This is a genomic window from Chromobacterium alticapitis (assembly GCF_002924365.1).
In the GTDB taxonomy this organism is placed as follows: domain Bacteria; phylum Pseudomonadota; class Gammaproteobacteria; order Burkholderiales; family Chromobacteriaceae; genus Chromobacterium; species Chromobacterium alticapitis.
In genome coordinates this window covers 38,552-65,233 of the sequence record NZ_PQWB01000047.1, presented here as the reverse complement: position 1 = coordinate 65,233, position 26,682 = coordinate 38,552, and the positions used below count along the sequence as shown (strand labels likewise).

Below are 26,682 nucleotides of genomic sequence, written 5' to 3'. Positions count from 1 at the left end.
TTCATGGGCGATGTTTACGAGGGCTTGAACGCCGCCACCCTGGACGCGCGCGCCATCGACTATCTGCAAAGCCATTTGCGCATCCTGTCCGGACTCTACGGCGTACTGCGCCCACTGGATCTGATGCAGGCTTACCGGCTGGAAATGGGCACCCGCCTGGCGAATGGCCGCGGCAAGAACCTATATGAGTTCTGGGGCGAAACCATCACCGCCAAGCTCAACGAGCAGCTGGCCGAACAGGGACAAAGCACGCTGGTCAACCTGGCCTCGGACGAATACTTCAAGTCGGTCAAACCCAAAGCCCTGAACGCCGCCGTCATCACCCCGGTGTTCCAGGACCGTAAAAACGGCCAGTACAAAATCATCAGTTTCTACGCCAAACGCGCGCGCGGCCTGATGGCGCGCTGGGCGGCCGAGCGCGGCGTCGCCGATCCGGACGCGCTGCGCGATTTCGACAGCGAAGGCTACAACTTCGACGCTTCCGCCTCCAGCGAGCTGACCTGGGTCTTCCGCCGCGACCGCGAATGACTGGCGCGGCCACGGCCGCATCATTACGGCCGCGCCATTCAAGGACAAAGGCATGATCACAACCCGCCTCGCCACCACAGCCGACATCGACACGATCGCCGAGCTGTTTTACCAGATCGACCTGCACTATTTCGGCCCGGAGCTAGCCAGCCAGGAAGCCTCCGCCAGGTATGCGCAAAGCAATCTGTTCCAGCCGCACTGCGGCGTGCAGATCATGCTCGCGGAACGCGACGACGCAGCCATCGGCCTCGCCACGTTCTCATTGCTGTATCCCGCCCCCTCGTACAGCGGTCAGCTGTATATGAAGGACCTGTTCACGCTGCGTCAAGCGCGCGGCCACGGGGCGGGCAAAACGCTGCTGCGCGCCTTGGCACGCTTCGCCCTGCTCCATGACTGCCAACGCCTGGACTGGACGGCCGAGCGCGGCAACCAGGCCGCTCTGGACTTCTATCGCCGCATCGGCGCCCGTGTCGTGGACGATAAGATTTACTACCGGATGGACGGCGGGCATCTACACGACTTTGCCGCGGAAAAGGCTTGATCGCATCGGGGCAAGATTGACATTAGGAATGTCTGGAAAAAATTCGGCATCTTATGACAAATCTTGACGCAACTCATGCCATACGGGTTTGCAGCTCCCTACAATCGATTGTTTCGATTGCAACCAGTATGCGGGAGCTGTTGAATGAAAAAGAATTTCCCGGTGACGGGAGTGGAGCATCGCTTCGAGCAAGGCCTGATCGTCTCGCGAACCGACCTCAAAGGCATGATCACCCACGTCAACGACGCCTTCGTCGCGATTTCCGGCTTCAGCCGCGACGAACTACTCGGCAGCAACCATAACATCGTCCGCCATCCGGACATGCCGCCCGTGCTGTTCGACGACTTGTGGAGCACGCTGAAGCGACGGACGCCATGGCGCGGCTTGGTCAAAAACCGCTGCAAGAACGGCGACCACTATTGGGTGGACGCGCTGGTGGTGCCGGTAAGACAGCAAGGGACGCTGACTGGTTATATGTCCATCCGCTCGCCGGCCAGTCGAGACGGCATCGCCGAAGCCGAACGGCTATACCCCCAACTGATGCAAGGCGCGCGCCTGCCGACACGCCAAACCCATGGCATGGAAGAAGGCTGGATTCGGCGAGCCTTCGCCGCCGCCCTCTTTCTGGTTCTACTCAGTCTAGCCGGTTTGAGCAACAGCATGGCGGGATGGTTCGCAGGGCTGCTGGGCGCATTGACACTCGCCACCTGGCAAGGCTTCGAGGTCTGGCGCGGCCGCCATCAGCACAAACTGCTTCAAGCCTGCGAGAACATCGCGGAGGGACGGCTGGACCAGGCGCTGTCCATTGCCGGACGCGGCGAGAGCGGCAGGCTGGAAAGCGCGCTGGCCTGCATGCAAGTGCACCTGAAAGTCGTGATAGACGAACTGCAAATGACTGCCCTCGACCTGGAGCAAGACGCCCGCCAGTTGAACGATACCCTGCACGGCGTGGTGGCTCGAGTGGCCGCCGGCGCCGACAATCTGGACAGCATGTGCGCGGCCATCGCTCAACTTTCCGGCTCGATTGAGCAAGTGGCCAGCCATGCCGAGGACACCGCCAAGCTAAGCCACGCCTCCAGTTCCACCTTACGCCACGGGGCCGCCCAAATGGCGCAATCCAAGGAAATGGGCGCCGCCACCGTGCAGACGGTCAACGGCGCCCAGGACTCCATTCACTCGCTGACCGGCGCCATCGGCAATATCAGCCAAGTGGCGCAAACCATACGCGATATCGCGGAACAGACCAACCTGCTGGCGCTAAATGCGGCGATAGAGGCTGCCAGAGCCGGCGAGCAAGGCCGTGGCTTCGCCGTCGTGGCGGATGAAGTGCGCAAACTGGCGGAACGCACCAGCCTTAGCACAGGAGAAATCAAACAGTTGTTGACTCAAGTACGCCAGGCTTCCGACGCCAGCGTGGCAGCCATGGACAAAGTTTGCAGCGAAACTCGAGCCAGCAACACGGCGCAGGAGACCACCCACGCCCAACTGGAAGGCACGCTGGCATCCATCCACCGCGTCAGCGAAATGATGCAGGACATCGCCGGCACCAATAGCCAGCAATCGGCCACGGCAGGCCAGTTGACCGGACAAATGCAAGACATCGCCCAGCAACTGGAAGCCACGCATATCCATATAGACCAAGCGCATGGCACGGTTGCCGACTTCAATCGGCGCGCGCAAAGGCTGAGCCAGATGGCGGGCCACTTTCAGTTTCAACTGGGCGAACGAGACACCTGAGACGGCGGAAATGAAAAAACCGAAGCCTAGGCTTCGGTTTTTTATTGGTTGCGGGGGCAGGATTCGAACCTACGACCTTCGGGTTATGAGCCCGACGAGCTACCAGACTGCTCCACCCCGCGTCTGAATTCTGTTCTGCGCTTCGTGCAGAGGAGTGAACTATACCGCACCCCCTAAACCCTGTCAACCACTTCAGCTGAAGAATTTCAATATTATGCCCAAACCACCCATTCATACTCTTTAACAGAAGCCGCGCGCCAACACATAAGCCATCAACAAAAGACCGCTACATTGACAGCATGGTCGGCAACGAAGCGAAAGCGACGATGTCCGCCGCCAGGTTTGAACTGCCATTCAACCCAGCGCGCGAAACCGGCCTTGTGCATTTTGACGGGTGTTGCATTCTGCGCGCGACTGCCAGCGCGCGCCGAGCGGTGATACCTGTTCTCCTAAGTGTTCATCACGGAACTTCGGGCCGCCTAGCGCGGCCCATTTTTTTATCTGGTCACTTAGAAGACGGCGGACAGTATACCCGGATTGGGTAAGCCATGCTACCCCCGCCCTTCATGCCTACGCCACCGCCAGCTTGTCGCCCAACTGGCGCCGCAACAGCCAGGTTGCCGCCATCAAACCGCCGTATATCGCATACCCTATCCAGGGCAAAAGCAGCAAGGAGCGCTCCACAGGCCAATGCCAGGCCAGCCAGCTGCGCAAGGCCGTTTCCAGCACCAACCCGCCGCCCCACAAAGCCGTCATCAGCCGCATGGCTCGCCGGAACGCCGCCCGCTGCCACAAGCACTCGCAATGCGCTCTTCCATCTTCGCGCTGACGTTCGATAGTCGCTCGCGCCAGATAAAAGACCAGCGGCTTGGGCAATAACAGCGATGCCAGGAAGGCGACGCCGAACATGCCGGACAACAGCGACTCGCGCAGCAGCAGCATTTTTTCGCTGCCGCCCAGCGCCAGGGCGCCCAGCGACAAGCCTATGCCCAGCAATACCAGCATGCTCAAGGCATCGACGCGCCTATCCCGCCACAACTCCCAGACACTCCATAACAGCGGCGGCAGCGCGGACAGCAGCAGGCCGCCCATTTCACCCCAATACGGCTTGCCCCAGCGGTAGCACAGCCAAGGCAGCGCAAAGTTGACGCCCAGCTCCAGCAACAGCCTGACTCTACGCGACATGGCCATCTTTCCAGTTAAAACCGTCAAACTGCCGCCTTCTCATTCCATTGTCAACAAAAGCAAAGCCCCGCATTTGCGGGGCCGTTTCACGTCTGCGGTCTTCGCGACCGCCGGCAAGCGGAATCAGGCAGCCGCCTGAATGAAGCCATTGGCCGGATACATGGCGCTGGCCAAGCCAAGCGCCGACTTGAACGTCACTTCGAACATCTTGCCTACCTGGCGGATGCTGACTACTTCGTAGTGCTCCACGTCGCCGCTGTCCTTATGCTCGAATACTTTGTAGCCGGGTTGCAATTGCGAAATCTTCATTATGGTTTCCTTATTCTTTTTTTAAACAAAACAAGCGCATATAAGTCTTTTAGTCACTGCCGGCCGAGAAAAGTTCCCGCCCCGACCTTCCCTGATCTTGGCCTACTGTAGCAAGCCATGATGACAGCCCGGTTAAGCGGCTGCCTGCGGGCAAAGCCCCAGAAAGCAAAGCCCCAGCTACCAATATGGTCGCCGGGGCCACGTTATCCAAGATGGATCAACTTAACTGGTAATACTACTTATTTACCATGATCTGGATCAAAAATGCCAGCTGAAATCGTTCAACCAACGCGCATGCCAGGCTTCACGCCCGCATCCACGTCCAGCAAGAACAGGCCTTCGCTGTCGTCCACGCCGGAGGCGCATACAATCATGCCCTGCGACACACCAAAGCGCATTTTGCGCTCAGCCAGATTGGCCACCACGATCACATGGCGGCCCACCAGCTTTTCCGGCTCCTGGTAAGCTTTGCGGATGCCGGAGAAGATGTTGCGGGTTTCAAAGCCCAGGTCCACCTTGAACTGCAAGAGCTTGTCCGAGCCTTCGACAAAGCCGCATTCCAGCACCTTGCCGACGCGCAGGTCGACTTTGGCGAAGTCGTCGATCTTGATGGTTTCGGCCAGCGGCTCGTGCGCGGAGGCGGCCGGAGTATCTTGGGTAGCTTGCATATTCTGTTTGTTCGCTTCTATCAGTTTATCGATCAGCGCCGGGTCTATGCGCTGCATCAGGTGCTGGTAGGCATTGATCTTGTCGCCCAGCAGCAGGGTTTGCGCGTCGCTCCAGGACAGCGGCGCCGCGTTCAGGAAGGCCTCCACGCTTTCCGCCAGCTTGGGCAGCACCGGCTTCAGGTAGATGGTCAGCAGGCGGAAGGCGTTGATCAGCACGGTGCAGACCTCCTGCAGACGCGCGTCCTGCCCCTCCTGCTTGGCCAGTTCCCACGGCTTGTTGGCATCCACGTAGCCGTTGACCACGTCGGCCAAGGCCATCACATCGCGCAGCGCCTTGGCGTATTCGCGCGCCTCGTAAGCTGCGGCCAACTCATCGGCCGCCGCCTGCAGCTTGGCCAGGATGTCCATATCGGACACCGTGCCGGCCAGTTGCCCATCAAAGCGTTTGGCGATGAAGCCTGCGGAGCGGCTGGCGATGTTGACGAACTTGCCGATCAGGTCGGAGTTCACACGCGCCACGAAATCGTTGAGGTTGAGGTCGATGTCCTCGATGCGGCTGTTGAGCTTGGCAGCAATGTAATAGCGCATCCATTCCGGGTTCAGGCCGCAATCCAGATAGCTCTTGGCCTGAATGAAGGTGCCGCGCGACTTGGACATCTTTTGGCCGTCCACGGTCAGGAAGCCGTGGGCGAACACGCCGGTCGGCGCGCGCAAGCCGGAATAGTTCAGCATCGCCGGCCAGAACAGCGCATGGAAGTACAGGATGTCCTTGCCGATGAAGTGGTACATCTCGGTTTTGGAATCCTTGCCGAACCACTCGTCGAAGTTCAGGTCGCTGCGCTCGCACAGGTTCTTGAAGCTGGCCATGTAGCCGATGGGCGCGTCCAGCCACACATAGAAGTATTTGCCCGGCGCGTCCGGAATTTCGAAGCCGAAGTACGGCGCGTCGCGGCTGATGTCCCAGTCCTGCAGGCCGCCGCCTATCCACTCGTTCATCTTGTTCAGCGATTCCGGCTGCAGATGCGGCTGCGCGCTGCCGTCGGCGCGGAGGGTGGAACCCGAGGTCCAGCCCTTGAGGAAGTCGGCGCACTCGCCCAGGCGGAAGAAGTAGTGCTCGGAAGTCTTCAGTACCGGCGTGGCGCCGGATACGGCCGAGTACGGATTCTTCAGTTCGGTGGGGTTGTAAGTCGCGCCGCAGACTTCGCAGTTGTCGCCGTACTGATCCTTGGCGGAGCACTTCGGGCACTCGCCCTTGACGAAACGGTCCGGCAGGAACATCTGCTTTTCCGGGTCATACAGCTGCTCAATGGTGCGCACGGCGATCTTGTCGTCGGCGCGCAATGCCTTGTACACCTGCTCAGCCAAAGCCTTGTTTTCCGGGCTGTTGGTGCTGTAGTAATTGTCGTAGCCGATGCCGAAGCCGCTGAAATCATACAGGTGCTCGGCCTTGACCCGTTCGATCAGTTGCTCGGGGGTGATGCCCTGCTTCTCGGCGGCCAGCATGATGGGCGCGCCGTGGGTGTCGTCGGCGCAGACGTAATAGCACTCGTGGCCGCGCATCTTCTGGAAGCGCACCCAGATGTCGGTCTGGATATGTTCGAGCATATGGCCGAGGTGAATCGCGCCATTGGCGTAAGGCAATGCGCTGGTCACCAGAATCTTGCGTTGAGTCATGTTGGGGACATCCGTGATAAGCAATCTCAAGCGATCGATTATAGAGACAGAATGGTCGGCCGGCCATCGCCCGCCGCGCCGCAGCAAAAACACAAGCCCGGTACGTTACGCGGCCGGGCTTGTGAACATGGCGATGGGAAAGATCAAGCGCCCTGGCTAGCCAGCTCGCCTTGCGGCGCGGCAGGCGCGGCGCGCTCAGCCATCGCGAGGCCTACCATCTTGCGGCCCAGCATCACGTAGATCAGCGAGAAGCACAGCGCCAGCGCGGCGAAACCGCCAAGACCGAAGGCATGGTAAACCTGACGGAATAGCTCGATGCCCACCGCGTAGCCCGCCATCGACAGCATGCTCATGCCTGCCGAGATGGTGCCGCGGCCGGCCACGTCGCAAGACATCAACGCGAAGCGGTACAGCACGCCGAAGGCCATGCCCTCGCCGAAAGCCATCAGGCTCATGCCGGCCACCATCCAATATTGCGGCTCGGAAGAGAAGGCCACGCCGGCAGCCATCAGCGCCAGGCCGCCGACAATGGGCCACATGCCCACCAGCGCGGAACGGCCCAGCGGCCAACGGTCGGCGATCACGGCCAAGGCCAGGTTGCCGGCGATCAGGCCGCCGAATACCGGCAGTTGCATCAGGCCATATTCCACCGTGCTCATGCCCAGATCGCGCACCAGCAGCACCGGCGACAGCGCGATCCAGCCCATCAGCGGCAGCGCCAGCAGCGGGATGCACAGCGCGGACAGCACAAAGCGGCGATGGCCGAATACTTTCATATAATCGCGGCCCATGCTGGACAAGGGCAGCTTTTCATGGCTGGGCTTGACGGTTTCCGGCATGCGGAAGAACAGGCCAAGCAGCGCCAGCAGCGACAGCGCCGCGATGAACAGAAAGCCGCTGCGCCACGGCGCCAGCTCCATCAAGGCCGCGCCAGCCAGCGGGCCGACCAGCGGAGCGATCAACGCCACATTGGCCATCAGCGCAGTCACGCGCACGGCGGCGGTTTCCTCGAACGATTCCTGCAGCGAGGCATAGCCGACGGCATTGATGAAACACAGGCCTATGCCTTGCAGCAGACGCAACGCGATGAAGGCTTCGATGGAGCTGACCAGATAAGTGGCCAGACACATCACGGTAAAGTAGGCCACGCCGAACAACAGCACCGGGCGGCGGCCGATGCGGTCGGACAGCGGCCCGGTCAGCCAGGCGAGCAGCGCGCCGCCGGCCAGGAAGGCGGTCATGGAAGCGGGCGCCCAGGAGGCATCCACCAAAAATTCGCGAGTGACGGAGAGCATGGCCGGCTGCACCATGTCGTTGCAGATGTAGACGGCGAATTCGAACAGAACCAGGGCCAGCGGGAACAGCAGATTGGACCAGGTGAGTTTGGCGTGTTTGGACTGCATAAAGCGGGTAATGCCTTTCTTTGACAAAGAACAGGGCCCGCGGCCTGACGGGGCCGAGCCTGGGGACGAGGCTCGCGCCGCGCCGGAAAAAGCCGGCCATTCTACGCGCTTTGTCTCTTCATATCAAAAAAAACTGATAGACATCAGCCGCTTCCGTGATATCACCCCCTCTTCGCCTGGGCGCCGACGCGCAGATCGCGCGCGCGAAAACGCAATCCGGCGTAAAATACGCGGAAACATCCACCGCACATTCCGCATGCTCTCCAAACTTACCCGCCTGTTCGGCGGCCATGCCGCCCGGGCCACCCAAAACGAAACCATGGCACAGCTCGAAACCCTGATACTCGATACCCTGAAGCCGCTGATCGACACCGATACCGGCAAAAGCTACGTCGCGGCCAAAAACATCAAAAACCTCAAGTGCGGCGACGCTGAAATCAGCCTGGACGTGGTGCTGGGCTATCCGGCCAAGAGCCGGCTGGACGCTGTCCGCCAGCAATTCGAAACGGCCCTGGCCCCGCTGGCGGAAGGCCGCGCGCTGAAAGTGAACGTGTCAAGCCAGATCGTCAGCCACTCCGCCCAGCGCGGCGTGCCGCTGCTGCCCGGCGTGAAAAACGTGATCGCCGTCGCCTCCGGCAAGGGCGGCGTAGGCAAATCCACCACCGCCGCCAACCTGGCCCTGGCCCTGGCGGCGGAAGGCGCGCGCGTCGGCCTGCTGGACGCCGACATCTACGGCCCGTCCCAGCCCCTGATGATGGGCCTGCAGGGCCAGCGCCCGGAAGCGGTGGACGGCAAACTGATTCCGCTGTCCAACTACGGCGTGCAAACCATGTCCATCGGCTATCTGGTGGATGCAGACCAGGCCATGGTGTGGCGCGGCCCCATGGTCAGCCAGGCGCTGCAGCAACTACTCAACGACACCCGCTGGGACGATCTGGACTATCTGGTCATCGACATGCCGCCGGGCACCGGCGACATCCAGCTGACGCTGTCGCAAAAAGTGCCGGTCACCGGCGCACTGATCGTCACCACACCGCAGGACATCGCCCTGCTGGACGCGCGCAAGGGCGTCACCATGTTCCAGAAGGTGGGCGTGCCCATCCTGGGCCTGGTGGAAAACATGGCCATCCACATTTGCTCCCACTGCGGCCATGCGGAACACATTTTCGGCGAAGGCGGCGCGGCCAAGATGGCGCAGGACTTCGGCGTGGAGCTGCTGGGCTCGCTGCCGCTGGACCTGGCCATCCGCCTGGCGGTTGACGAAGGCAAGCCCAGCGTGGCGGCGGACCCCGCGGGCAAACCGGCCGAACTGTACCGCGGCATCGCCCGCCGCGTGGCGGTGAAGGTGGGCGAAAAGGCGCAGGATTTCTCCGGCAAATTCCCCAAGATCGTCATCCAGAACAACTAAGCCATGATCGCGATGTACGATTCCGGCCTGGGCGGGCTGTCGGTATGGCGCGCGGTGCGCGCCGCCCTGCCCGCCTGGCCCATCACCTATCTGGCTGACCAGGCCTACTGCCCCTACGGCTCGCGCAGCCGCGAGGAAATCATAGACCGCGCGCTGAAAGTGGGCCGCTACCTGGAAAGCCAGGGCGCCACCATCCTGGTAGTGGCCTGCAATACCGCCACCACCGCCGCCATCACCGCCATGCGCGAGGCGTTCTCGCTGCCCATCGTCGGCATAGAGCCGGCCATCAAGCCGGCCGCGGCCATGAGCCGGACCGGCCGCATCGCCGTGCTGGCTACGGAATACACGCTGGCCAGCGAGCGCGTGCAGACGCTGCTGGATGCCCACGCCGAAGGCGTGCAAGTGCTGCGCCGCGCCGGCCACGGCTGGGTGGAGCAAGTGGAGGCAGGCGAACTGTCCGGCGAGCGCACCCGCGCGCTGGTTCGCCGCGTGGTGGAGCCGCTGCTGGGCGAAAACATCGACCACATCGCGCTGGGCTGCACGCATTACCCGTTTCTCGAGCCGCTGATCCGTGAAGTCACCGGCGACGCGATCCGGCTGTACGACCCGGCCGAAGCCATCGCCCGCCGCGTGGCGGACCTGATCCAGCAACACGGTTTCGACAGCCAGGGCGACGGCTACTGCCGCTTCATCACCACGGCGGGCGACGGCGGCGACATGTCCTTGCGCCTGCCGCAACTGATAGGCCTGCCGTATCCGGTGGAGTCCGTGCCGCTGGCGTGACCCTGAACGCCGGGCAAGCTAGAATCATGCCATCCCTCTCATGAACGGCACGCGCAACATGAAAAAAACATCTCTCCTGCTACTGCTGGCCGCCTTCAGCCTGCCGGCGCTGGCCCAATCCAGTTGCACCGAGGCCGCCGCCCAGGCCAATCGCCAAGTCGGCAATCGCCTGAACGCGACCGAACTGGCCGACACCCTGAGCAGCCTGAACCGCGACGGCAAGTTGCCGGAAAAATTCGTCACCAAGCGCCAAGCCCAGGCCGCAGGCTGGCAGCCGGGCCGCAGCCTGTGGAAGCAGCCGGATCTGAAAGGCAAGTCCATAGGCGGCGACCGCTTCGGCAACTATGAAAAACGCCTGCCCGCCGGCAAGTGGCAGGAAGCGGACTTGAACTATAAAGGCGGCAAACGCGGCGCCTATAGACTGATCTTCAGCCAGCAAGGCCAGCGCTTCGTCACAGTAGACCACTACAACAGCTTCATCGAGGTAGCGCCATGTCGGTAATCGTTTGCGAGCTGCGCGGCATCCGCAGCCTGGAGCAGTTGTTTGACGAACTGAGCCGGCAGCTGCGGCTGCCCGCGCACTTCGGCCGCAACCTGGACGCGCTGTACGACAGCCTGAGCCAAGACGTTGCAGGCCCGTTCGAACTGGTCTGGCGCGACACAGACGAAGCGAAGCTGGCGCTGGGCGCGGACCTCTACGCCACCATTCTGGAAATCCTGGAGGCCGTGGCGGAAGAACGCGGCGACGTCACGCTGGACATCCATCACTAGGCGCGTGTTGTCCAGCCACTACACGGGCGGCCATGGCCGCCCTTTTTATTGCTTAAAATCCCGCTACCAGCCGCCTCCCGTCCCGATTCCGCAAAAAAGAACCACCTGCGCCATAAAATAGCGCCATGCACATTCGAATCTGAAAAGCAATTACCGAAATCCTGCCAAGACAAGCCAGCGCTAACGCACTATAATCGCTTCCCTTCGGCCGGCCCCGCCTGTCAGACAATTGCAGGCGAATTCCTCGTAATCGGGTCTAAAAACAATAAATCACCCGGCCAACTTCTCGCTGCTTGCCGGACTTCCGGCGCGTTTTCGCGACAGGATCGCCACGCGAATGTCATGTTACGAAAACGCTACGCTCGTTTAGAATCGTCACAGACAGGAACAACTCTAATGAAGTCGAAAAAACTCACGGCCTTCATCCTGGCCGGGATGCTGCTGGGCATCTTGGCTGGCTACTTCTTCCGTCAGTACGCCGGCAATGACGCCGCCGCGATCAAATCCTTCGCCGACGGCATGTCCATCCTCACCGACATCTTCCTGCGCCTGATCAAGATGATCATCGCCCCCTTGGTGATCTCCACGCTGGTGGTCGGCATCGCAAAAATGGGCGACGCCAAATCGGTGGGCCGCATCGGCGGCAAGACCATGGCCTGGTTCATCAGCGCTTCGCTGGTTTCGCTGACCCTGGGCCTGATCATGGTCAACATTCTGAAGCCGGGCGTGGCGCTGAATCTGCCGCTGCCGGACCTGCACGCCGACTCCGGCATCAAGGCCGGCGCGATCTCGCTGAAGGACTTCGTCACCCACGCCATTCCCAAGAGCGTGTTCGAGGCGATGGCCAACAACGAAATCCTGCAGATCGTGATCTTCTCGGTGTTCTTCGGCAGCGCGATGGCCGCGCTGGGCGAACGCTCCAAGGCGCTGATCGACGTCATCGACGTGATCGCCCACGTGATGCTGAAAGTCACCAGCTACGTGATGAACTTCGCCCCGCTGGCCGTGTTCGGCGCCATCGCCGCCACCGTGGCCAAGGAAGGCCTGTCCATCCTCGGCACCTACGGCAAGTTCATGGCCCAGTTCTACCTGTCCATCGGCATTCTGTGGGCGCTGCTGATCGCCGTCGGCGTGCTGATCGTCGGCCCGCGCCTGTTGCACCTGATGGGCATGATCAAGGAACCGCTGCTGCTGTCCTTCACCACCGCCAGCTCCGAAGCCGCCTACCCGAAAACCCTGGAACAACTGGAGCGCTTCGGCGTGTCCAACAAGATCGCCAGCTTCGTGCTGCCGATGGGCTACTCCTTCAACCTGGACGGCTCGATGATGTACTGCACTTTCGCAGTGATCTTCATCGCCCAGGCCTACGGTATCGATCTGACGCTGGCGCAGGAAATCTCCATGCTGCTGATCCTGATGCTGACCTCCAAGGGCATGGCCGGCGTGCCGCGCGCCTCTTTGGTGGTGATCGCCGCCACGCTGGCGCAATTCAATATCCCGGAAGCCGGCCTGCTGCTGCTGCTCGGCATCGACCACTTCCTGGACATGGGCCGCTCCGCCACCAATGTGGTGGGCAACTCCATCGCCACCGCCGTGGTCGCCAAATGGGAAGGCGAGCTGAAGCGCCACTGAGCTGCTTTCGCCCCCGCCAACGCCACCCTTCGCGGTGGCGTTTTTTATAGGTGAGCTATAAATTCTATTGACAGAATTTCCCGCCCCACCCATAATGCGCTCCTCGACTGACACCGGAGAGGTGGCAGAGTGGTCGAATGTACCTGACTCGAAATCAGGCGTACGTGCGAGCGTACCGAGGGTTCGAATCCCTCCCTCTCCGCCAGTAGAACGCAAACAAGCCCTGAGAAATCAGGGCTTTTTTGTTTTTCATCACCCACCCCCAACACACGCCCAAGCGACACCAATACATGATTGGCAGGCCAAAGCCTGATCTTTCTCAACCGCTATCCAAACAAACAGCCAAGCCCCCCCACCTGCGGAAGATCATCGTCCAGCTTTAGGCATGCAAACGGCAGGCATCAGCAGCACAGCCAAAACAGCGACGCCGGCCATGATGAACAACTTCACTCGACCAAGGACTAAACCAAGCACGCCTCAACCATTTCGCGCGCCGCAAAACGAACAAGTGCAAGCCAATGGCGCAGCCCCTGGAGACTCAAGCAATGAACTGGAAGCAACTGAGCAAGCAGCAGCAAGTCGCCGCTGTCATGATAACTTTCGCGCTCACGGCCTGGCCGGCCGTCGGCATAGACATGCCGCCGGCAGCGCATGAATACAATACAGACACCCGGCCCGCTCTATTTCTCAAGCACCGGCCATCGCTCGCGCTGACATTCGAGTCGCCCATTACCCCGGCCGACGCTATGGCGGGGACTATTCCAGCAGGCAAGCGCGAAGCATTCCTGCGGTACTGCGGAACACGCTACGGCACCGAAACCGCGGAAGACTGCCTGACGCCACTGCAAGCGCGCCTGCGCGACGCCGGATTTACCACCACCGAGCGCCGCTAGCCTTTCCCAGCTTGCGGAAGAGACGCATCGAGCTTTGGAATCACCAGCCAGCAAGATGTGCGACAAATGTGTTACTGCATTGCAGGAAGTCGACCAGCTCAAATTTGAACAGGTCCGACACCCCAGTTTTTGAGGACGTTTCTAGATGGACTCAATGCCGGACCCACCCACTGGCCAGCAGGACATAAACACAGATTGGCGCCAGCTTTCCGCAACTGCGATTTCAAACAGCAGCCGCGATAGACAGCCCAAAATGAGACATGCCAGCAAAGCATCGCGAGCCGCTAGGCCATAAACCAAACTGTTACCAAACAGGCCTCCCGGCGCTACGGTCTAAAATAGGCCTACAGCCCTTCAGAAAAGCAAAAGGCCCGCTCATCTGAACGGGCCTAAATGCTTGATATCTCTGGCAGGCAGTACAGGGCTCGAACCTGTGACCCTCGGAATCAAAATCCGATGCTCTACCAACTGAGCTAACTGCCAACACCTCTCGCTCCGCATTGCGTCTCGAGAGAAACGAACTATACTCTCAAAAAATCAGCTTGGCAAGCGATTTATTTAAATTTTCCCAAAATCCGATTAACGCCGGCAGCGCCAAATCAAACCAAATACCTTAACGCGCAAGCAACGCAAAAGAAAAGACCCAAGGCCTAAACCTTGGGTCTTGATCTTAATGGTGCCGGTAAGAGGAGTCGAACCCCCGACCTTCGCATTACGAATGCGCTGCTCTACCAACTGAGCTATACCGGCAAACCAATCTGTAAAAAAGCCCTGATTCTCTGAATTTGAAAATCAAGGCTTTTTAAATTCTGGTCGGAGTGAGAGGATTCGAACCTCCGGCCTCTACGTCCCGAACGTAGCGCTCTACCAGGCTAAGCTACACTCCGCTTCTTTTCGACTTGCGCCGAGGGAAACTACTATATCTCATCTGCAATTCACTGACAAGCATTTTGTTTAACTGGTCGGAGTGAGAGGATTCGAACCTCCGGCCTCTACGTCCCGAACGTAGCGCTCTACCAGGCTAAGCTACACTCCGACGACCGGCTAAACTGCTTGTCTGAAAATCTGCTGCTGCATCGCTTGCTGCGGTACAATCAACGGCTTCAGAGGACGCGCATTATGGAACAAATATGTGGTTTAGGCAACTATCTTTTTATCGATTGAGCGGCGAAAGCCTGGTGGACGCCGATAAGCTGTTGCAGGCATTGGAAAAACGTCCGTTTCAACCCTGCATGGGCCTGGATTGGTTCAGCGAAGGCTGGGTCGCCCCAGCCGGCCATCTGGACGCGCCGGTTTATGCCACGCGCGGCAGCCTGCTGGTTTCCATGCGGCGCGAAGACAAGGTATTGCCGGCTTCGGTGATCCGCGATTTCGTCGAAATGAAGGCGCAGGAGATCGAGGACAAGGAGCTGCGCAAGGTAGGCCGCAAGGAAAAGCAGGCCTTGAAGGAACAGGTCACCGACGACCTGCTGCCGCGCGCCTTCGTCCGCAGCGGCCGTACCAGCGCCTATCTGGACATCGCCCGCGGCTGGCTGATGGTGGACTCCGGCTCCTCCAGCAAGGCCGAGGCGCTGGTCTCCAAGCTGCGCGAGGCGCTGCCGCCGTTTCCGGCCGCCCTGCCGCGGACCAAGCTGGCGCCGCACACCGCGATGACGGACTGGCTGGCGGCCGGTGAAGCGCCCGGCGGCTTTGAGCTGGACGCGGACTGCGAGCTGAAGGACGGCAGCGAGAACGGCGCCGTGGTGCGCTGCAGCCGCATCGACCTGACCAGCGACGAGATCCGCCAGCATATCGCCACCGGCAAGCAGGCCACCAAGCTGGGCCTGATCTGGAACGAGAAGATTCGCTTCCAGCTGACCGACACCCTGCAACTGAAGCGCATCCAGTTTCTGGACGTGCTGCAGGACGAAGCCAGCCACGCCGGCGATGATCGTGAAAGCCTGTTCGAAGCCACCTTCATCCTGATGAACGAAGAGCTGGGGGAATTGGTGGAAGCGCTGGTGGAAGCCCTGGGAGGCCTGGAAGACAGCCAGACGTCGCCCAGCGCGGCAAGCGCGCCGGCCGCCGCGCCCTCGGCGAATTCTGGCGATACCGCCGATGTGCCCTGGGATTGAACTTCCGTTCAAGCAATAACACCCGGCCTGGCCGGGTTTTTTTGCGTCTTCGCCATGAAAGCGCGCAACGCCCGCCTCACTGTTTATCCCATGGAAACAATTAAGTGAGAAAACCGCCGTTTTTCCAGAACCTGCCGCGGCGTAAGCTGTCGCCATATACCATTGCAGGCACACCATCATGAACACCACGCAAGCCGCCTTATTCCTCTCCCACGGCGCGCCCACCCTGCCGATCGAAGACAGCCCCACCCGCCGCTTCCTGGAACAACTGGGCCGCGACTGGCCGCGCCCGCGCGCCATCGTCATCGTATCCGCCCACTGGGAGGAGCGCGTATACGCCGTCAATCTGCAGCCGCGCCCCGATACCATGTACGACTTCGGCGGCTTCCCGCCCATTCTGCGCACCATGCGCTATCCGGCCGCCACCGACACGGAACTGGCCGGCCGCGTCGCCGGCCTGCTGGACGACGCCGGCCTGCCGGTCGCCATCACGCGCGAGCGGCCGCTGGACCACGGCATGTGGACGCCGCTGATGCTGATGTTTCCGCAGGCCGACATACCTCTCGTGATGGTTTCGCTGCATCATCGCGCCGGCGCGGAGGAACATTACGCGCTGGGCCGCACCTTGCGGCCGCTGCGCGAGGAAAACGTGCTGATCATAGGCAGCGGCAGCTACACCCATAATCTATGGGAGCTGGGCCGCGACGGCAGCGCGCCCGCGCCGTGGGCGACCGGCTTCGCCGACTGGATGGACCAAGCCTTGCTGGAAAACCGGCGAGACGACGTGATCGCCTGGCAGCGGCAAGCGCCCCACGCCCGCGAGAATCACCCCAGCGACGAGCACTTCCAGCCGCTGCTGGTGGCGCTGGGAGCCGCCAGCGACGATGCCCCGCCCATCAAGCTGCACGACGACTGGCGCAGCGGCTCGCTATCCATGGCGTGCTGGCGCTTCGACTAGACTTACAGCGTGCGCAGCCGGCCGCGAAAGTCATCCAGCTTGCGGTAGCCCTTGGCCTGCATCAACTCCGCCAGTTCCGCGGCGATGCGGGCGAAGGCAGCCGGACCTTCGTGATAGAGGCAGGTGCCCACCTGCACCGCGCGCGCGCCGGCCAGGATGTGCATAAAGGCCTCGCGCCCGCTCCTGACGCCGCCGCAGCCGACGATGTCCTTGCCCGGCAACAGGCGGTAAAACTCCCGCACATTGGCCAGCGCCGTCGGCAGCACATAATCGCCGCCCAGGCCACCCAAGCCATCCTTGGGCTTGATCGCCACGGCCTCGCTGTCGATGTCCACCACCAAGCCATTGCCTATCGAGTTGATGCAAGTGACAAAGGCCAGCCGCGGATGGCGGTTCAAGATCTCCGCCATGGCAGCGAAATGCGCCTGATCGAAATACGGCGGCAGCTTGACGCCATAGCGGCCCGGCCAGGCTTGATCGAAAGCGTTCAGCGCCTCCGTCGTGGCGACGAAGTCATAGCCCAGCTGCGGCTTGCCCGGCACATTGGGACAGGACAGGTTGATCTCAGGGATGGCCGGCAGCCCCGCCGCCGCCAGCGTGCGCAGCATGGTCAGATTGTCCTCCAGCGTCATGCCGGACAAGGACAGGAACAGCGGCTTGCCGCAGGCGTAATCGTAGCGGCGCGCGTAATCCAGATAATAGGCGAAGCCGCGGTTGGGCAGGCCCATGGAGTTGATGCTGCCAAGCGCCGTGCGATGGTAGCGCGGCTCTGGATTGCCCTCGCGCGGCGCCAGCGTGGCGCTCTTGCTGATAAGGGCCGCGGCCGCGGAGGCGCGCACAGCCTCCAACTCGTCCTCCTCTCGGCACCACACGCCGGACGCGTTGTACAGGCAGCCAGGCATGGTCCGGCCCAGCCAGGTGACAGACAGGTCGACAGGGGAAAAATCAGGCATGGCGCGCTCCGCTTGGAATTGAAATCGCCGCATTATCAAGGCAATAGCCCGGCGTCGCGCTGAGCGGGGTCAAGGTTGAGCGAATGCGCCCCCCTCTCCCGCAAGGGGAGAGGGGCTTCCCTGCGGCAAAACATGGCGCAAACCGACCCGGGGCGGGCGCGAGCCTGGTTTCAAATCCGCGCGACGGAATTGACCATCAAGAACGCGACATCCAAACAAAACACCGTTTGCTCATCAACCTCGGCTTGGTCCGGAACACGGCTACCCCCGCGAGGGCGAGGCAATCCAGAGACGATCGTCTCCGCTCGAAAGGCCGCCCAATGAAAATGCCCGGCTCAAGGCCGGGCATTCGACAAAACCCTTCAAAAACTATCCAGCTTACATTTGCGACTGCTGGTAGTTTTCCACGCCCATCAGCTCGATCAGCTTCAGTTGCTGCTCCAGCCAGTGCGCGTGGTCGTTCTCGGTCTCTTCCAGCAGCACCATCAGCTCGTCGCGCGTGACGTAGTCGCGCACGCTTTCGCAATGGGCGATGACTTGCTTCAACAGCGCGCCGACGCGGTACTCCACCGCCAGATCCGCCTTCAGCATGGCTGGCACATCCTCGCCCACCTCGATGGCGACGCGGCGCGCCACATCCGGGCGGCCCTGCAGGAACAGGGTGCGAGCGATCAGCGTGCGCGCATGCTCCAGTTCGTCCTCGCGCTCGTGGTCTATGCGCTCGAACAGCTTGTGCAACCCCATGTCCTTGTACATCTCGGCATGGATGAAATACTGGTCCGCGGCGGACAGCTCTTCGGCCAGCAGCTCGTTGAGCAGCGCTATGGTCTTGGGATCGCCCTTCATGTTCTTATCCTGTCGTTCTGGGTCACGCAATCCATTATTCTAGGCCTTCAGCGCAGCAGATGCACGCCCTGGTAGAAGACGAAAGACAGGCTCCAGGCCAGCAACACCGACCAGGCGACCGACATCGCGGCGAAGCGCCAGCTCTTGGACTCGCGGTGCATGGCCGCCACCGTGGACAGGCAGGGCACGTACACCAGCGTGAAGATCAGGAAGCTCATCGCCGACACCCAGTCCAGATGCTGGACCAGCACGCCGCCCAGGCCGGCCTCGGACACGCCGTAGATCACCGCCAGGCTGCCCAGCAGGATTTCCTTGGCGATGAAGCCGAACAGCAGCGCCACCGCCAACTCGGCGCGTATGCCTATCGGGCTCAGCACCGGCGACAGCGCCTCGCCCAAGGCATAGGCCAGGGTCTTGCCGTGCCCGGCCGGGATATGGGTCAGCAGCCACACCATCACCACGCCGGCCAGGATGAAGGTGGAGGCCAAGCGCAGAAAGGCGCTCACCTCGCCCGTCGCCCGCGTCAGCATGTGGCGCGCGCCCGGCAGCCGGTATGGCGGCACTTCCAGCAGAAAGGCCTCGTCGCCGCGGTAGCGATGCTTGAACACCCATGCGGTGACGATGGCGGCGACGAAAGTCATCAAGTAGAGACCGGACACCACCCACGGCGCCTGGCTCTTGCTGAACAGGATGCCGGCGAAGAACACCACTACCTGCAGCCGCGCCGAACACAAGGAAAACGGGATCACCAGCATGGTCAGCAGCCGTTGCTTGCGTTCGCGCATCACGCGGGTGCCCATGATGGCCGGCACATTGCAGCCGAAACCCATCAGCTGCATCACGAAGCCGCGGCCATCCAGGCCCAGCCTGGTCATCATCGCGTCGGTCAGGAAGGCCGCTCGCGCCAGGTAGCCGCTATCCTCCACCATGGCCATCAGCACAAAGAACACGAACAGGATGGGCGCGAAGGTCAGCACCGTGGCCACGCCCTGCCACACGCCGTCCAGCAGCAGGCTTTGCAAGATGGCCGGCAAGGAAGCGATGGCCGGCGCCAGCGCCTGGTCCTTGACCCAATCCAGCCCGCCACCCACCGCGTCCTGCAGCGGCGTGCCTATCTGGTAGGTCAGATTAAACAGCAAAGCCATAAAGGCGAAGAACAAGGGCAGGCCCAGCCAAGGGTGCAGCAACCAGCGGTCCACTTTTTCCGTCAACAACACCGGCAACACCGGCGGCAAGCGCCAGCAGCCCTCCAACTTGCGCCGAGACAGGTCGATGGCGCGCTGCGCCTCCGGCACCGTCTCCAATTGCGCGTGAACGGCCGGCTCCGTGCGAGCCGCCAGCCGATTCAAGCCGTCCATCAGTTTGGGCCAGCCCTCCATGCGCTTGGCCGACACCAGCGCCACCGGCGCCTGCAGCCTTTCGGCCAGCGCGTCGACATCCACCGTCACGCCCAGCAACTTGGCCTCGTCCGCCATGTTCAGCGCCACCAGGCAGGGCAGGCCGCTGGCGATCACCTGCAGCGCCAGCGGCAGCTGGCGGTCCAGCTGGCTGGCGTTGAGCACCAGCACCGCGCCGTCGAACGGCGTGGACAGCAGTACGTCGCGCACCACCGCCTCGTCGTCGCTATAGCCGGTGAGGTCGTTGACGCCGGGCAGGTCGATCAGCTCCACCATCTTGCCGCCCAGGAGCAGCCGCGAGCTGATCAGCTCCACGGTCAGGCCGGGCCAGTTGCCCACGCGCTGCGACATGCCGGTCAGCCGGTTGAACAGCGTGGACTTGCCGGTATTGGGCAGGCCGATCAGGGCGAAGCGCTTCATGCAACCGCCCTCACGTCGATCAGGCGCGCCAAATTGCGGCGCAGCAGGAAGCGCGTGGCCCCCACTTCCAACAACAGCGGGCCGCCCCAGGGCGCGATCTTGCGCAAATGAAAACGGCAGCCCGGCACCAGGCCGAAGGCCGCCACGCGGCGAAACGCCTCCTCGGCCAGATTCAAGCGCTCGACGACGCCATGGCCGCCGGCGGGGAAGATATCCAGGGACGACATGATGATTCTTGTCCTGACAATAACGGGAATAATTTGCATTATTATATCGAAGGCCGCTCACCGATCCTGCGGCAATTTGCCGCAATCGCCGGACGGCTTGATCAAGGTCAAACGGCTTGGCGGGCTGCGCGCGCCGCCAAGCCGACGCCGCAAACCTCGCCAAAACGGTTAAAATTGTTTCATCGAGATAAACGACACACGGGCCTAACGACCATGAGCATCAAATCGGACAAGTGGATACGCCGGATGGCGGCCGAACAAGGCATGATCGAGCCGTTCGAGGCCAATCAGGTGAAAATGGCCGCCGACGGCCAAAAGCTGATTTCCTACGGCACCTCCAGCTACGGCTACGACATCCGCTGCGCCGACGAATTCAAGGTGTTCACCAATATCAACAGCACCATCGTCGACCCCAAGAGCTTCGACCCGAACTCCTTCGTGGAAGTCTCCGGCAAAGGCTATTGCATCATTCCGCCCAATAGCTTCGCGCTGGCGCGCACCGTCGAGTATTTCCGCATTCCGCGCAGCGTGCTGACCGTCTGCCTGGGCAAGTCCACCTACGCCCGCTGCGGCATCATCGTCAACGTCACCCCGTTCGAGCCGGAATGGGAAGGCTATGTGACGCTGGAATTCTCCAACACCACGCCGCTGCCGGCCAAGATCTACGCCAACGAGGGTGTGGCCCAGGTGCTGTTCTTCGAATCCGACGAAGTCTGCGACGTGTCGTACAAGGACCGCGCCGGCAAATACCAGGGCCAGGTGGGCGTCACCCTGCCGCGTCCCTGAGCCCCGTCCGATCCCGCTCAAACAGGATGGCTAAGGCCATCCTGTTTTGTTTTGCGCGTAAAAATCTCCCTCGCAATTTGCGCCATCTGTTCTAGGCTAAACAAAGGGTTAGCTGACATCCCGGTTGTGCCGACCCTTTGCACAGCAAGCTGTTTCTTCTTGGGGCGTCGCGGTTCCCCCTTGCCGCTGCGCCCCCTTTTTATGCCCGCCCCTTGTCTATCTGCCATACCGTCCGCATCTATCGTTTCCATGCAAACGGAAAGCCCATCGATGGACATCTACGACTTCTCCTTCCGCCGCCTGGACGGCGTCGAGCAATCCCTGGCCGACTACCGCGGCCGCGCGCTGCTGCTGGTCAACACCGCCAGCCGTTGCGGCTTCACCGGGCAATACGCCGGGCTGCAGCGACTGCATGCCGACTACGCTCCTCAGGGCCTGACCGTGATCGGCTTTCCCTGCAACCAGTTCGGCGCCCAGGAACCGGGCGCGGCGGATGAGATCGGCGCGTTCTGTCAGAAGAACTACGGCGTGGACTTCGTCATGGCGGACAAGGTGGACGTCAACGGCGACGGCGCCCACCCGCTGTGGCGCTATCTGAAGCAGCAGCAGCCCGGCCTGCTGGGCAGCGAAATGATCAAGTGGAACTTCACCAAATTCCTGGTGGACAAGCAGGGCCGCGTCGTCTCGCGCCACGCACCGCAAACCGAGCCGGCGGAGCTGGCCGCGCGCATCGCCGAGCTGTTGCAATGAGACAGGGGGCCGCGGCCCCTGTCTCCTTGCGCTTACAGATTCTTGATCTTCTCCAGCTCATCCGGGCTGTACTTCTTCTCGCTCGCCTTGGTCATATCGGTCAGCAAAGACTGGTTGACGTCGCGCGCAGACTGCACCGCCCACAGCATCACGCCGTTGCTCCACTGATTGGCCAGGCCCAGCGCCGTCTCCGGATTCGCGGCGTACAGCTGCTTCAGCATGGCGTCCATATGCGGCTGGCCGGCTTGCAACTGCCCCTCCGCCTTGCTCTGCCAAGCCCTCAGCACCGGCCCGTACTTGGCCGGATTGGTCTGGGCCAGCGTGGCGTTGCCGCGGAAGGCCCAGTAGGCCGATTGCCCCTCATACTGCGCGCTGCCGGCGCGCAACGGCGCGGCCACATCCCTCAGCGCGTTCTCGTACATGGGCACGAAAACCGCGCCGGCCGGGCTGCCGAAGGACTGCCAGGTCAGCACCGCGAACGGCTTGGGCAGATCGGCCCGCAGCTGGAAGATATGCGACTCTATGGTGCGGTCCATGCCTATCGGCCGCTCGGCGTCGCTGCGCTTAGCCAGCGGCGTGCCGGAGAAGTCGGCTCGCAGCAAGCCCGCCACATCGGCCACCGACAGCTTATGATCGGGCTTCTGCAGCAAGGGGTATTGATCCTGCCTTGTCGCCTGCTTGAGCGACGGTGTCAACCTATGCTGGGCCAGCCATTCGCGGTCCACGTTGTAGGGGTCGCCGGTCACGCCGAAGGCCTTGGCGAAATTGAAAGCGCGCTCGTCCACTGCAGGCAGCAGCTTATGCTGGCGGACAAAGTCCGCCAGGCCAGGGCTGGACAGCACATTGGCTTGGTCATGCAGATCCAGGCCATGCAGGCGCAGCCCATTGGCGACGATCAGATAACGGTCCTGCGGCACGCGGTAGGCCAGCCAGTGATGGCCGGAGCCGATTTCCAGATACCAGGCCTCGTCCGGATCGGCGATCAGCACGCCGTTGCCCTCGCCCGCGCCGTATTGCTGGATGTAGCGGCCCAACAGCGCCACACCCTCGCGCGCGCTCTTGGCTTGAGGCAGGATCAGGGAGGGAATCGCCGCCTCGATCACGCCGCTGTCCACCAGCGGATCCGCCGCCGCGGCCTGCTTGTTGATCTGGGCGCTATTGCTGGCGGACACCGCCACATTGAATTCGTTGACGCCGCGCTCTTCATACAGGCCGTCGCCGCTCAGGGTGTCGCCGTTCCAGTCCATCAGGCCGGTATAGCGGTACAAGGTCTTGGGCGCCGGCACCTTGAGGCCGTTCTTGAAGCTCAGTTGCTCGTCCTTGTCCGCGTCCCGCCGCGGATGGATCACCTCGCGCTTGTTCCAGTTATTGATGTAATAGTCCTCGTTGCGCGCGACGATCAGCGAGCCATCGCTGGATGCTTGCTTGCCGACGACGAGCGAGGTGCAAGCCAGCGCCGCGTCGGCGCCGAACAAGGCCAGCGCGGCGGCGGCCATCAAGGTGAAACGGGATTGGCGATGCATGACAGATTCTCCTGCTTAGAATGATCGCAGCGATGCTATGCCTGCCGTCCCGGCATGCCCATCTCTTTCCCGCCCTCCGCTTGATCGGCGTCAACGGCGCGAATCCGCCGCTTCGACTTTACAAATATCGATGTCGCCTGCCGGTAAAATTGCTGCAAAGCAAAAGGCCGGGCGTTGCGCCCGGCCTTGTCCGCCATGCATGGCCGCCACCTTCAGGATGCGCAGTCATCCAAGGCGCTGCGCGCGGAATGCGCCAGCTGGTCCAGCTCGTCGTCCAGATGCGCCTGCATGTCCAGCAAGGCGGCGCGCAATACCGCCGCGGCCAGCGCGGACTGTTCGCCATTGAACACCTGAGCCAGCACGCGCAACTCGCGGCAAGCCGTGAGATCCAGCGGCACCTCCAGCACGCGCACCGCGGGGATGTCCAGTTCCGCGACAAGCTCGACGTCGCCCGCGCGCTGGCTTTCCAGCGCTTCAAGCAGGGTTTTCAATGCCAGTCCCATCATGCCCTCCTTCCTTTGCGTTGCCCTATGCCAAGGCCAAGCTTGGCTCCTTGTCTCCCTTCGCCGCCTGGGCGCGAATATCATCCCGCGTCCGGCGGCGCCCTCCCTCCTCAGTGCCGACGCATGCCGCCGCCGGCGGCGCCGCTCAGGATGTCGCGGCAGGCCTGGGTGGCGCGCAGCATCTGCCCATCATCAAGCGCCTCCCACGCGTCCGCGATGGCGGCGCCCAGCAGCTCGCCCGCCAGCGCCTCGCTATTGTTTTCAAACACCGCGGCCAAAGCCAGCAATTCCAAGGCCAACTCGCCGGACAACGAGGCCGCGACGCTGCGTTGCGCTGCGGCCGGCATGCCGTCCAGAGGCGGGCGCGGCGCGCCCAGCCTGCCGATCAGGCTATCAATGCTCTTCCCCATCAATCCTCCCCATCCTCCATGACGCGCTCCCGCCGCGGCGTCCCCATCCGCAGCGAAGACTCTTTGACCATAGGCCAAGCCACCCTAAAAATCTGCGCTAGCCGCGCGACTCGAAACCGGCCAGAACGTTGGCCACGTTGTCGCCTATCGGCCCCACGGCATAACCGCCCTCCAGGCAGAACAGCGTGGGCAGCTTGAGTCCCGCCAGCCTCTCCCCCTGCGTGAGGAAGTCCGGCGTGTCCAGCTGGAAGCGCGAGATCGGATCGCCGCGGAAGGTGTCCACGCCCAGCGACACCACCAGCGCCTCCGCGCCGAAGCGGGCGATCTGCTCCAGCGCGCAGTCCAGCGCGAAGAACCAGGTGCTGACGCAGGAGCCCGCCGCCAGCGCCTCCGCGCCGAAGCGGGCGATCTGCTCCAGCGCGCAGTCCAGCGCGAAGAACCAGGTGCTGACGCAGGAGCCCGCCGCCAGCGGAAAGTTGAAGTTGTAGCCCAAGCCTTCGCCCTCGCCTTTTTCGTCGGCGAAGCCCAGGAAAAACGGGTACTCGGTGCGCGGGTCACCATGGATGGACAGGAACAAGACGTCGGATCTGTTGTAGAAAATGTCCTGGGTGCCGTTGCCATGGTGATAATCGACATCCAGCACCGCCACCCGGCGCAGGCCGTGGTCGCGCAGCGCCTGGGCGGCGATGGCGGCGTTATTGAAGAAACAATAACCGCCGCAATAGTCACGCGCGGCGTGATGGCCTGGCGGCCGGGTCAGCGCGAACACCGCGCGTTCGCCGCCTATCAGCCTTTCCGCGCCGCTCAACGCGACATCCGCCGCGCCAGTGGCGGCCTGCCAGGTGCCGGCGGTGATGGGGGTGCCGCAGTCCATCGAGTAATAGCAAAGCTGGCCTTCCACGTGCTCGGGAATCGCCTCGCGCAGCCTGCGGATTTGCCACATCTTGGGCAGCGCGTCGCAATCGCGGCCCAGCTCCGTCCAACACTGCCAGGCGGTCTCCAGGAAACGCACATAATCTTGGTCGTGTACGCGCAGGATGGGAGCCGCGCCATGGCTGCGCGGATGGACGACATCGCCCAGGCCGCGCCGGCGCACGGCAGCCAGCACCATGTCGGCGCGGGACGGATTTTCGAAACAGGGCTTGAGGGTGCCGTCTATCAGTTCGGAACGGCCGTTCTGCAAACGGTGGGAATCGGAGTAGATGGTGAGCATGGTCTTTTCCATAGATGGAAAACACTATGCTCCGGCCATGGCGGACGAACGGTCAAACCTTGATCAGGGCAAACTTGCGCCAGCGCAAGCGCCATTCAGGACACTTTGCCGCCCACGTAATACCAACGGCCATCCTCGTGAACGAAGCGGCTGACCTCATGCATGCGCTCGGCTTTGCCGCCCACCTTGCACCGGGCGATGAATTCAACCGTGCCCTCGCGGTCTCCTGCCAAACCCGCTTCGCAACGCTTGATTTCCAAGCCTATCCATTTCACCACGCCCGCGTCTTCCTCCAAGCCAAGCCTCTCCGGCCGCGTGGACGGATGCCAAGTGGCCAGCAGATAGTCCTCCAGCCCCAGCGCGAAGGCGCTGTAGCGCGAGCGCATCAGCGCCTGGGCGGTCGGCGCCGGCGGCGCGTCGGGATGGTGGTAACGGCCGCAGCAGGCGGCCAGACTCTCGCCGCCGCAAGGACAGGCGGCATTCTCTTGTTTCGTGGACTTCATTCAGTAACCCAGCGGCGGCAGGCCGTACAACTTGAGCAGGAAATTGGAGAAGGCAGGATCGGCCGGCTTGGACGCGTACTTGGGCCAGCGCCGCAGCCATTCGCGCAGATGCGCTTCCAGTTTGGCGCGGAAGGCGTCGGAATCCAGCCGGCCGGCGTCGCGCTCCACCGTCAGCTGGCGGTAATAGGCGAAGGTGTCGTTATCCACGGCATTGCCGCCGACGATGCGCAGCCGGGCGGCGTTAAGCTGGTCGGCCGCCGCGGTGCGGGTCAGCTCGCCAGACTTGACGCGATCGGCCAGCCGATTCGCCTCACCCAGCAGTTGGTCCACCTTGCTGGAGGCGGGGCGAACCGTTGGCGTCGAGGCCGCGCCGCCGCCAGGATGCACCGGCGCCGCGATCTGTTGCAGGCTGCCGCAGGCGGTCAGGCCGCCCAGCACCGTCAAACCGATGATCAGTCTTTTCATGGCGGCCATTGTAGCCCGTCAGGCCCTTGCGCCGTCAATGGCGCGGATTTCACAGACCGTGACGGATTGCGATAAAAAGCCC

At 62.3% G+C, this 26,682-nt stretch carries 28 protein-coding genes and 5 tRNA genes; 14 read left to right on the top strand and 19 right to left on the bottom strand.

The features are described from left to right. The 3 genes from yaaA to C2I19_RS12160 form a co-directional block, all read left to right on the top strand. Window positions 1–528 (top strand): peroxide stress protein YaaA (gene yaaA / locus C2I19_RS12170; RefSeq protein ID WP_103902963.1); only part of this gene is annotated, 528 nt, incomplete at its 5' end. A gap of 52 nt (window positions 529–580) precedes the next feature. Further along, window positions 581–1,069 carry a GNAT family N-acetyltransferase gene (locus C2I19_RS12165; protein ID WP_103902956.1) on the top strand — a complete coding sequence of 163 codons (489 nt, stop codon included), beginning with the start codon at window positions 581–583 and terminating at the stop codon, window positions 1,067–1,069. 144 nt (window positions 1,070–1,213) lie between these two features. Further along, window positions 1,214–2,806 carry a methyl-accepting chemotaxis protein gene (locus C2I19_RS12160; protein WP_103902955.1) on the top strand — a complete coding sequence of 531 codons (1,593 nt, stop codon included), beginning with the start codon at window positions 1,214–1,216 and terminating at the stop codon, window positions 2,804–2,806. A 45-nt stretch (window positions 2,807–2,851) separates the two neighbouring features. On the opposite strand, the gene C2I19_RS12155 is transcribed toward C2I19_RS12160, so the two are convergent. From C2I19_RS12155 to C2I19_RS12135, 5 genes are all read right to left on the bottom strand, one after another. Further along, window positions 2,852–2,928 (bottom strand) — tRNA-Met (locus C2I19_RS12155). 448 nt (window positions 2,929–3,376) lie between these two features. Further along, window positions 3,377–3,991: a VC0807 family protein gene (locus C2I19_RS12150; protein WP_103902962.1), complete on the bottom strand. Its 615-nt coding sequence runs from the start codon at window positions 3,989–3,991 to the stop codon at window positions 3,377–3,379. 123 nt (window positions 3,992–4,114) lie between these two features. After that, on the bottom strand, window positions 4,115–4,300 hold the full coding sequence (locus C2I19_RS12145; protein ID WP_103902954.1) for a hypothetical protein: 186 nt from the start codon (window positions 4,298–4,300) through the stop codon (window positions 4,115–4,117). Between the two features lie 281 nt (window positions 4,301–4,581). Continuing rightward, on the bottom strand, window positions 4,582–6,642 hold the full coding sequence (metG, locus tag C2I19_RS12140; protein ID WP_103902953.1) for a methionine--tRNA ligase: 2,061 nt from the start codon (window positions 6,640–6,642) through the stop codon (window positions 4,582–4,584). Window positions 6,643–6,785: 143 nt separating this feature from the next. After that, window positions 6,786–8,045, bottom strand: a complete 1,260-nt coding sequence (locus tag C2I19_RS12135) for an MFS transporter (protein ID WP_103902952.1) — start codon at window positions 8,043–8,045, stop codon at window positions 6,786–6,788. A gap of 256 nt (window positions 8,046–8,301) precedes the next feature. On the opposite strand from C2I19_RS12135, the gene apbC reads away from it, so the two are divergent. From apbC to C2I19_RS12100, 7 genes are all read left to right on the top strand, one after another. Further along, on the top strand, window positions 8,302–9,453 hold the full coding sequence (gene apbC / locus C2I19_RS12130) for an iron-sulfur cluster carrier protein ApbC (protein ID WP_103902951.1): 1,152 nt from the start codon (window positions 8,302–8,304) through the stop codon (window positions 9,451–9,453). Between the two features lie 3 nt (window positions 9,454–9,456). Further along, window positions 9,457–10,236: a glutamate racemase gene (gene murI, locus C2I19_RS12125; protein ID WP_103902950.1), complete on the top strand. Its 780-nt coding sequence runs from the start codon at window positions 9,457–9,459 to the stop codon at window positions 10,234–10,236. A 58-nt stretch (window positions 10,237–10,294) separates the two neighbouring features. Continuing rightward, window positions 10,295–10,738 (top strand): ribonuclease domain-containing protein, encoded by a 444-nt coding sequence (locus C2I19_RS12120; RefSeq protein WP_103902961.1) that lies wholly within the window; start codon window positions 10,295–10,297, stop codon window positions 10,736–10,738. Further along, window positions 10,729–11,007, top strand: coding sequence for a barstar family protein (locus C2I19_RS12115; protein ID WP_103902949.1), 279 nt, complete (start codon window positions 10,729–10,731; stop codon window positions 11,005–11,007). The genes C2I19_RS12120 and C2I19_RS12115 overlap by 10 nt, the downstream gene beginning before the upstream one ends. Window positions 11,008–11,403: 396 nt before the next feature. Continuing rightward, entirely contained in the window at window positions 11,404–12,639 is a 1,236-nt protein-coding gene (locus C2I19_RS12110) for a dicarboxylate/amino acid:cation symporter (protein WP_103902948.1), read from the top strand. 115 nt (window positions 12,640–12,754) lie between these two features. Beyond that, window positions 12,755–12,844: transfer RNA gene (locus C2I19_RS12105), tRNA-Ser, on the top strand. 340 nt (window positions 12,845–13,184) lie between these two features. Next, window positions 13,185–13,532, top strand: a complete 348-nt coding sequence (locus tag C2I19_RS12100; RefSeq protein WP_103902947.1) for a hypothetical protein — start codon at window positions 13,185–13,187, stop codon at window positions 13,530–13,532. A 674-nt stretch (window positions 13,533–14,206) separates the two neighbouring features. Here C2I19_RS12100 and C2I19_RS12090 read toward each other — a convergent pair. The 3 genes from C2I19_RS12090 to C2I19_RS12080 all read right to left on the bottom strand — a co-directional run bounded on the left by C2I19_RS12090 (window position 14,207) and on the right by C2I19_RS12080 (window position 14,568). Continuing rightward, window positions 14,207–14,282, bottom strand: a tRNA-Thr gene (locus tag C2I19_RS12090). A 60-nt stretch (window positions 14,283–14,342) separates the two neighbouring features. Beyond that, window positions 14,343–14,419 (bottom strand) — tRNA-Pro (locus tag C2I19_RS12085). Window positions 14,420–14,491: 72 nt separating this feature from the next. Continuing rightward, window positions 14,492–14,568 (bottom strand) — tRNA-Pro (locus C2I19_RS12080). Between the two features lie 94 nt (window positions 14,569–14,662). Between C2I19_RS12080 and C2I19_RS12075 the strand changes: the two genes are divergently transcribed. Continuing rightward, the gene (locus C2I19_RS12075) at window positions 14,663–15,646 is read left to right on the top strand and encodes a recombination-associated protein RdgC (RefSeq protein ID WP_103902946.1); all 984 of its coding nucleotides are present in this window, start codon (window positions 14,663–14,665) and stop codon (window positions 15,644–15,646) included. 178 nt (window positions 15,647–15,824) lie between these two features. Further along, the gene (locus tag C2I19_RS12070) at window positions 15,825–16,604 is read left to right on the top strand and encodes a DODA-type extradiol aromatic ring-opening family dioxygenase (protein WP_103902945.1); all 780 of its coding nucleotides are present in this window, start codon (window positions 15,825–15,827) and stop codon (window positions 16,602–16,604) included. A 2-nt stretch (window positions 16,605–16,606) separates the two neighbouring features. Here the strand turns inward: C2I19_RS12070 and C2I19_RS12065 are convergent, their stop codons facing one another. From C2I19_RS12065 to C2I19_RS12050, 4 genes are all read right to left on the bottom strand, one after another. Next, complete coding sequence (locus C2I19_RS12065) at window positions 16,607–17,557, bottom strand: dihydroorotate oxidase (RefSeq protein WP_103902960.1); 951 nt, start codon at window positions 17,555–17,557, stop codon at window positions 16,607–16,609. Window positions 17,558–17,935: 378 nt separating this feature from the next. Then, the gene (gene bfr / locus C2I19_RS12060) at window positions 17,936–18,403 is read right to left on the bottom strand and encodes a bacterioferritin (RefSeq protein ID WP_103902944.1); all 468 of its coding nucleotides are present in this window, start codon (window positions 18,401–18,403) and stop codon (window positions 17,936–17,938) included. A gap of 47 nt (window positions 18,404–18,450) precedes the next feature. Beyond that, entirely contained in the window at window positions 18,451–20,220 is a 1,770-nt protein-coding gene (feoB, locus tag C2I19_RS12055) for a ferrous iron transport protein B (RefSeq protein WP_103902943.1), read from the bottom strand. Further along, window positions 20,217–20,447, bottom strand: coding sequence for a FeoA family protein (locus C2I19_RS12050; RefSeq protein WP_103902942.1), 231 nt, complete (start codon window positions 20,445–20,447; stop codon window positions 20,217–20,219). The genes feoB and C2I19_RS12050 overlap by 4 nt, the downstream gene beginning before the upstream one ends. Before the next feature lie 213 nt (window positions 20,448–20,660). Here C2I19_RS12050 and dcd point away from each other — a divergent pair, with 213 nt between their 5' ends. Then, a complete protein-coding gene (gene dcd / locus C2I19_RS12045) occupies window positions 20,661–21,233 on the top strand; it encodes a dCTP deaminase (RefSeq protein WP_103902941.1) in 573 nt (190 codons plus the stop codon). A 17-nt stretch (window positions 21,234–21,250) separates the two neighbouring features. On the opposite strand, the gene C2I19_RS21765 is transcribed toward dcd, so the two are convergent. Then, window positions 21,251–21,511: a hypothetical protein gene (locus C2I19_RS21765; RefSeq protein ID WP_146056798.1), complete on the bottom strand. Its 261-nt coding sequence runs from the start codon at window positions 21,509–21,511 to the stop codon at window positions 21,251–21,253. Here C2I19_RS21765 and C2I19_RS12040 point away from each other — a divergent pair. Further along, complete coding sequence (locus tag C2I19_RS12040; protein ID WP_103902940.1) at window positions 21,504–21,983, top strand: glutathione peroxidase; 480 nt, start codon at window positions 21,504–21,506, stop codon at window positions 21,981–21,983. The genes C2I19_RS21765 and C2I19_RS12040 overlap by 8 nt on opposite strands. Window positions 21,984–22,015: 32 nt before the next feature. Here C2I19_RS12040 and C2I19_RS12035 read toward each other — a convergent pair whose 3' ends face one another. From C2I19_RS12035 to C2I19_RS12010, 6 genes are all read right to left on the bottom strand, one after another. After that, a complete protein-coding gene (locus tag C2I19_RS12035) occupies window positions 22,016–23,506 on the bottom strand; it encodes a C69 family dipeptidase (RefSeq protein WP_103902939.1) in 1,491 nt (496 codons plus the stop codon). A gap of 212 nt (window positions 23,507–23,718) precedes the next feature. Beyond that, complete coding sequence (locus tag C2I19_RS12030) at window positions 23,719–24,012, bottom strand: hypothetical protein (RefSeq protein WP_103902938.1); 294 nt, start codon at window positions 24,010–24,012, stop codon at window positions 23,719–23,721. A 107-nt stretch (window positions 24,013–24,119) separates the two neighbouring features. Next, window positions 24,120–24,419, bottom strand: coding sequence for a hypothetical protein (locus C2I19_RS12025; protein WP_103902937.1), 300 nt, complete (start codon window positions 24,417–24,419; stop codon window positions 24,120–24,122). Window positions 24,420–24,516: 97 nt separating this feature from the next. Next, window positions 24,517–25,632: a histone deacetylase family protein gene (locus tag C2I19_RS12020; RefSeq protein WP_103902936.1), complete on the bottom strand. Its 1,116-nt coding sequence runs from the start codon at window positions 25,630–25,632 to the stop codon at window positions 24,517–24,519. Window positions 25,633–25,727: 95 nt separating this feature from the next. Further along, window positions 25,728–26,135, bottom strand: coding sequence for a YchJ family protein (locus C2I19_RS12015; protein WP_103902935.1), 408 nt, complete (start codon window positions 26,133–26,135; stop codon window positions 25,728–25,730). After that, window positions 26,136–26,600: a hypothetical protein gene (locus tag C2I19_RS12010; RefSeq protein WP_103902959.1), complete on the bottom strand. Its 465-nt coding sequence runs from the start codon at window positions 26,598–26,600 to the stop codon at window positions 26,136–26,138. Between the last annotated feature and the right edge of the window lie 82 nt (window positions 26,601–26,682).

What these genes read in the sequence shown, in the direction of transcription:
- C2I19_RS12110 (WP_103902948.1), top strand. Translation starts at nt 11,404, where the DNA reads ATGAAGTCGAAAAAACTCACGGCCTTCATCCTGGCCGGGATGCTGCTG.
- C2I19_RS12030 (WP_103902938.1), bottom strand. Translation starts at nt 24,012, where the DNA reads ATGATGGGACTGGCATTGAAAACCCTGCTTGAAGCGCTGGAAAGCCAG.
- C2I19_RS12160 (WP_103902955.1), top strand. Translation starts at nt 1,214, where the DNA reads ATGAAAAAGAATTTCCCGGTGACGGGAGTGGAGCATCGCTTCGAGCAA.
- C2I19_RS12120 (WP_103902961.1), top strand. Translation starts at nt 10,295, where the DNA reads ATGAAAAAAACATCTCTCCTGCTACTGCTGGCCGCCTTCAGCCTGCCG.
- C2I19_RS12050 (WP_103902942.1), bottom strand. Translation starts at nt 20,447, where the DNA reads ATGTCGTCCCTGGATATCTTCCCCGCCGGCGGCCATGGCGTCGTCGAG.
- C2I19_RS12075 (WP_103902946.1), top strand. Translation starts at nt 14,663, where the DNA reads ATGTGGTTTAGGCAACTATCTTTTTATCGATTGAGCGGCGAAAGCCTG.
- C2I19_RS12135 (WP_103902952.1), bottom strand. Translation starts at nt 8,045, where the DNA reads ATGCAGTCCAAACACGCCAAACTCACCTGGTCCAATCTGCTGTTCCCG.
- C2I19_RS12115 (WP_103902949.1), top strand. Translation starts at nt 10,729, where the DNA reads ATGTCGGTAATCGTTTGCGAGCTGCGCGGCATCCGCAGCCTGGAGCAG.
- bfr (WP_103902944.1), bottom strand. Translation starts at nt 18,403, where the DNA reads ATGAAGGGCGATCCCAAGACCATAGCGCTGCTCAACGAGCTGCTGGCC.
- murI (WP_103902950.1), top strand. Translation starts at nt 9,457, where the DNA reads ATGATCGCGATGTACGATTCCGGCCTGGGCGGGCTGTCGGTATGGCGC.
- C2I19_RS12040 (WP_103902940.1), top strand. Translation starts at nt 21,504, where the DNA reads ATGGACATCTACGACTTCTCCTTCCGCCGCCTGGACGGCGTCGAGCAA.
- C2I19_RS12010 (WP_103902959.1), bottom strand. Translation starts at nt 26,600, where the DNA reads ATGAAAAGACTGATCATCGGTTTGACGGTGCTGGGCGGCCTGACCGCC.
- C2I19_RS12025 (WP_103902937.1), bottom strand. Translation starts at nt 24,419, where the DNA reads ATGGGGAAGAGCATTGATAGCCTGATCGGCAGGCTGGGCGCGCCGCGC.
- C2I19_RS12145 (WP_103902954.1), bottom strand. Translation starts at nt 4,300, where the DNA reads ATGAAGATTTCGCAATTGCAACCCGGCTACAAAGTATTCGAGCATAAG.
- apbC (WP_103902951.1), top strand. Translation starts at nt 8,302, where the DNA reads ATGCTCTCCAAACTTACCCGCCTGTTCGGCGGCCATGCCGCCCGGGCC.
- dcd (WP_103902941.1), top strand. Translation starts at nt 20,661, where the DNA reads ATGAGCATCAAATCGGACAAGTGGATACGCCGGATGGCGGCCGAACAA.
- C2I19_RS12035 (WP_103902939.1), bottom strand. Translation starts at nt 23,506, where the DNA reads ATGCATCGCCAATCCCGTTTCACCTTGATGGCCGCCGCCGCGCTGGCC.
- C2I19_RS21765 (WP_146056798.1), bottom strand. Translation starts at nt 21,511, where the DNA reads ATGTCCATCGATGGGCTTTCCGTTTGCATGGAAACGATAGATGCGGAC.
- C2I19_RS12150 (WP_103902962.1), bottom strand. Translation starts at nt 3,991, where the DNA reads ATGTCGCGTAGAGTCAGGCTGTTGCTGGAGCTGGGCGTCAACTTTGCG.
- feoB (WP_103902943.1), bottom strand. Translation starts at nt 20,220, where the DNA reads ATGAAGCGCTTCGCCCTGATCGGCCTGCCCAATACCGGCAAGTCCACG.
- C2I19_RS12015 (WP_103902935.1), bottom strand. Translation starts at nt 26,135, where the DNA reads ATGAAGTCCACGAAACAAGAGAATGCCGCCTGTCCTTGCGGCGGCGAG.
- C2I19_RS12100 (WP_103902947.1), top strand. Translation starts at nt 13,185, where the DNA reads ATGAACTGGAAGCAACTGAGCAAGCAGCAGCAAGTCGCCGCTGTCATG.
- C2I19_RS12065 (WP_103902960.1), bottom strand. Translation starts at nt 17,557, where the DNA reads ATGCCTGATTTTTCCCCTGTCGACCTGTCTGTCACCTGGCTGGGCCGG.
- C2I19_RS12165 (WP_103902956.1), top strand. Translation starts at nt 581, where the DNA reads ATGATCACAACCCGCCTCGCCACCACAGCCGACATCGACACGATCGCC.
- metG (WP_103902953.1), bottom strand. Translation starts at nt 6,642, where the DNA reads ATGACTCAACGCAAGATTCTGGTGACCAGCGCATTGCCTTACGCCAAT.
- C2I19_RS12020 (WP_103902936.1), bottom strand. Translation starts at nt 25,632, where the DNA reads ATGCTCACCATCTACTCCGATTCCCACCGTTTGCAGAACGGCCGTTCC.
- C2I19_RS12070 (WP_103902945.1), top strand. Translation starts at nt 15,825, where the DNA reads ATGAACACCACGCAAGCCGCCTTATTCCTCTCCCACGGCGCGCCCACC.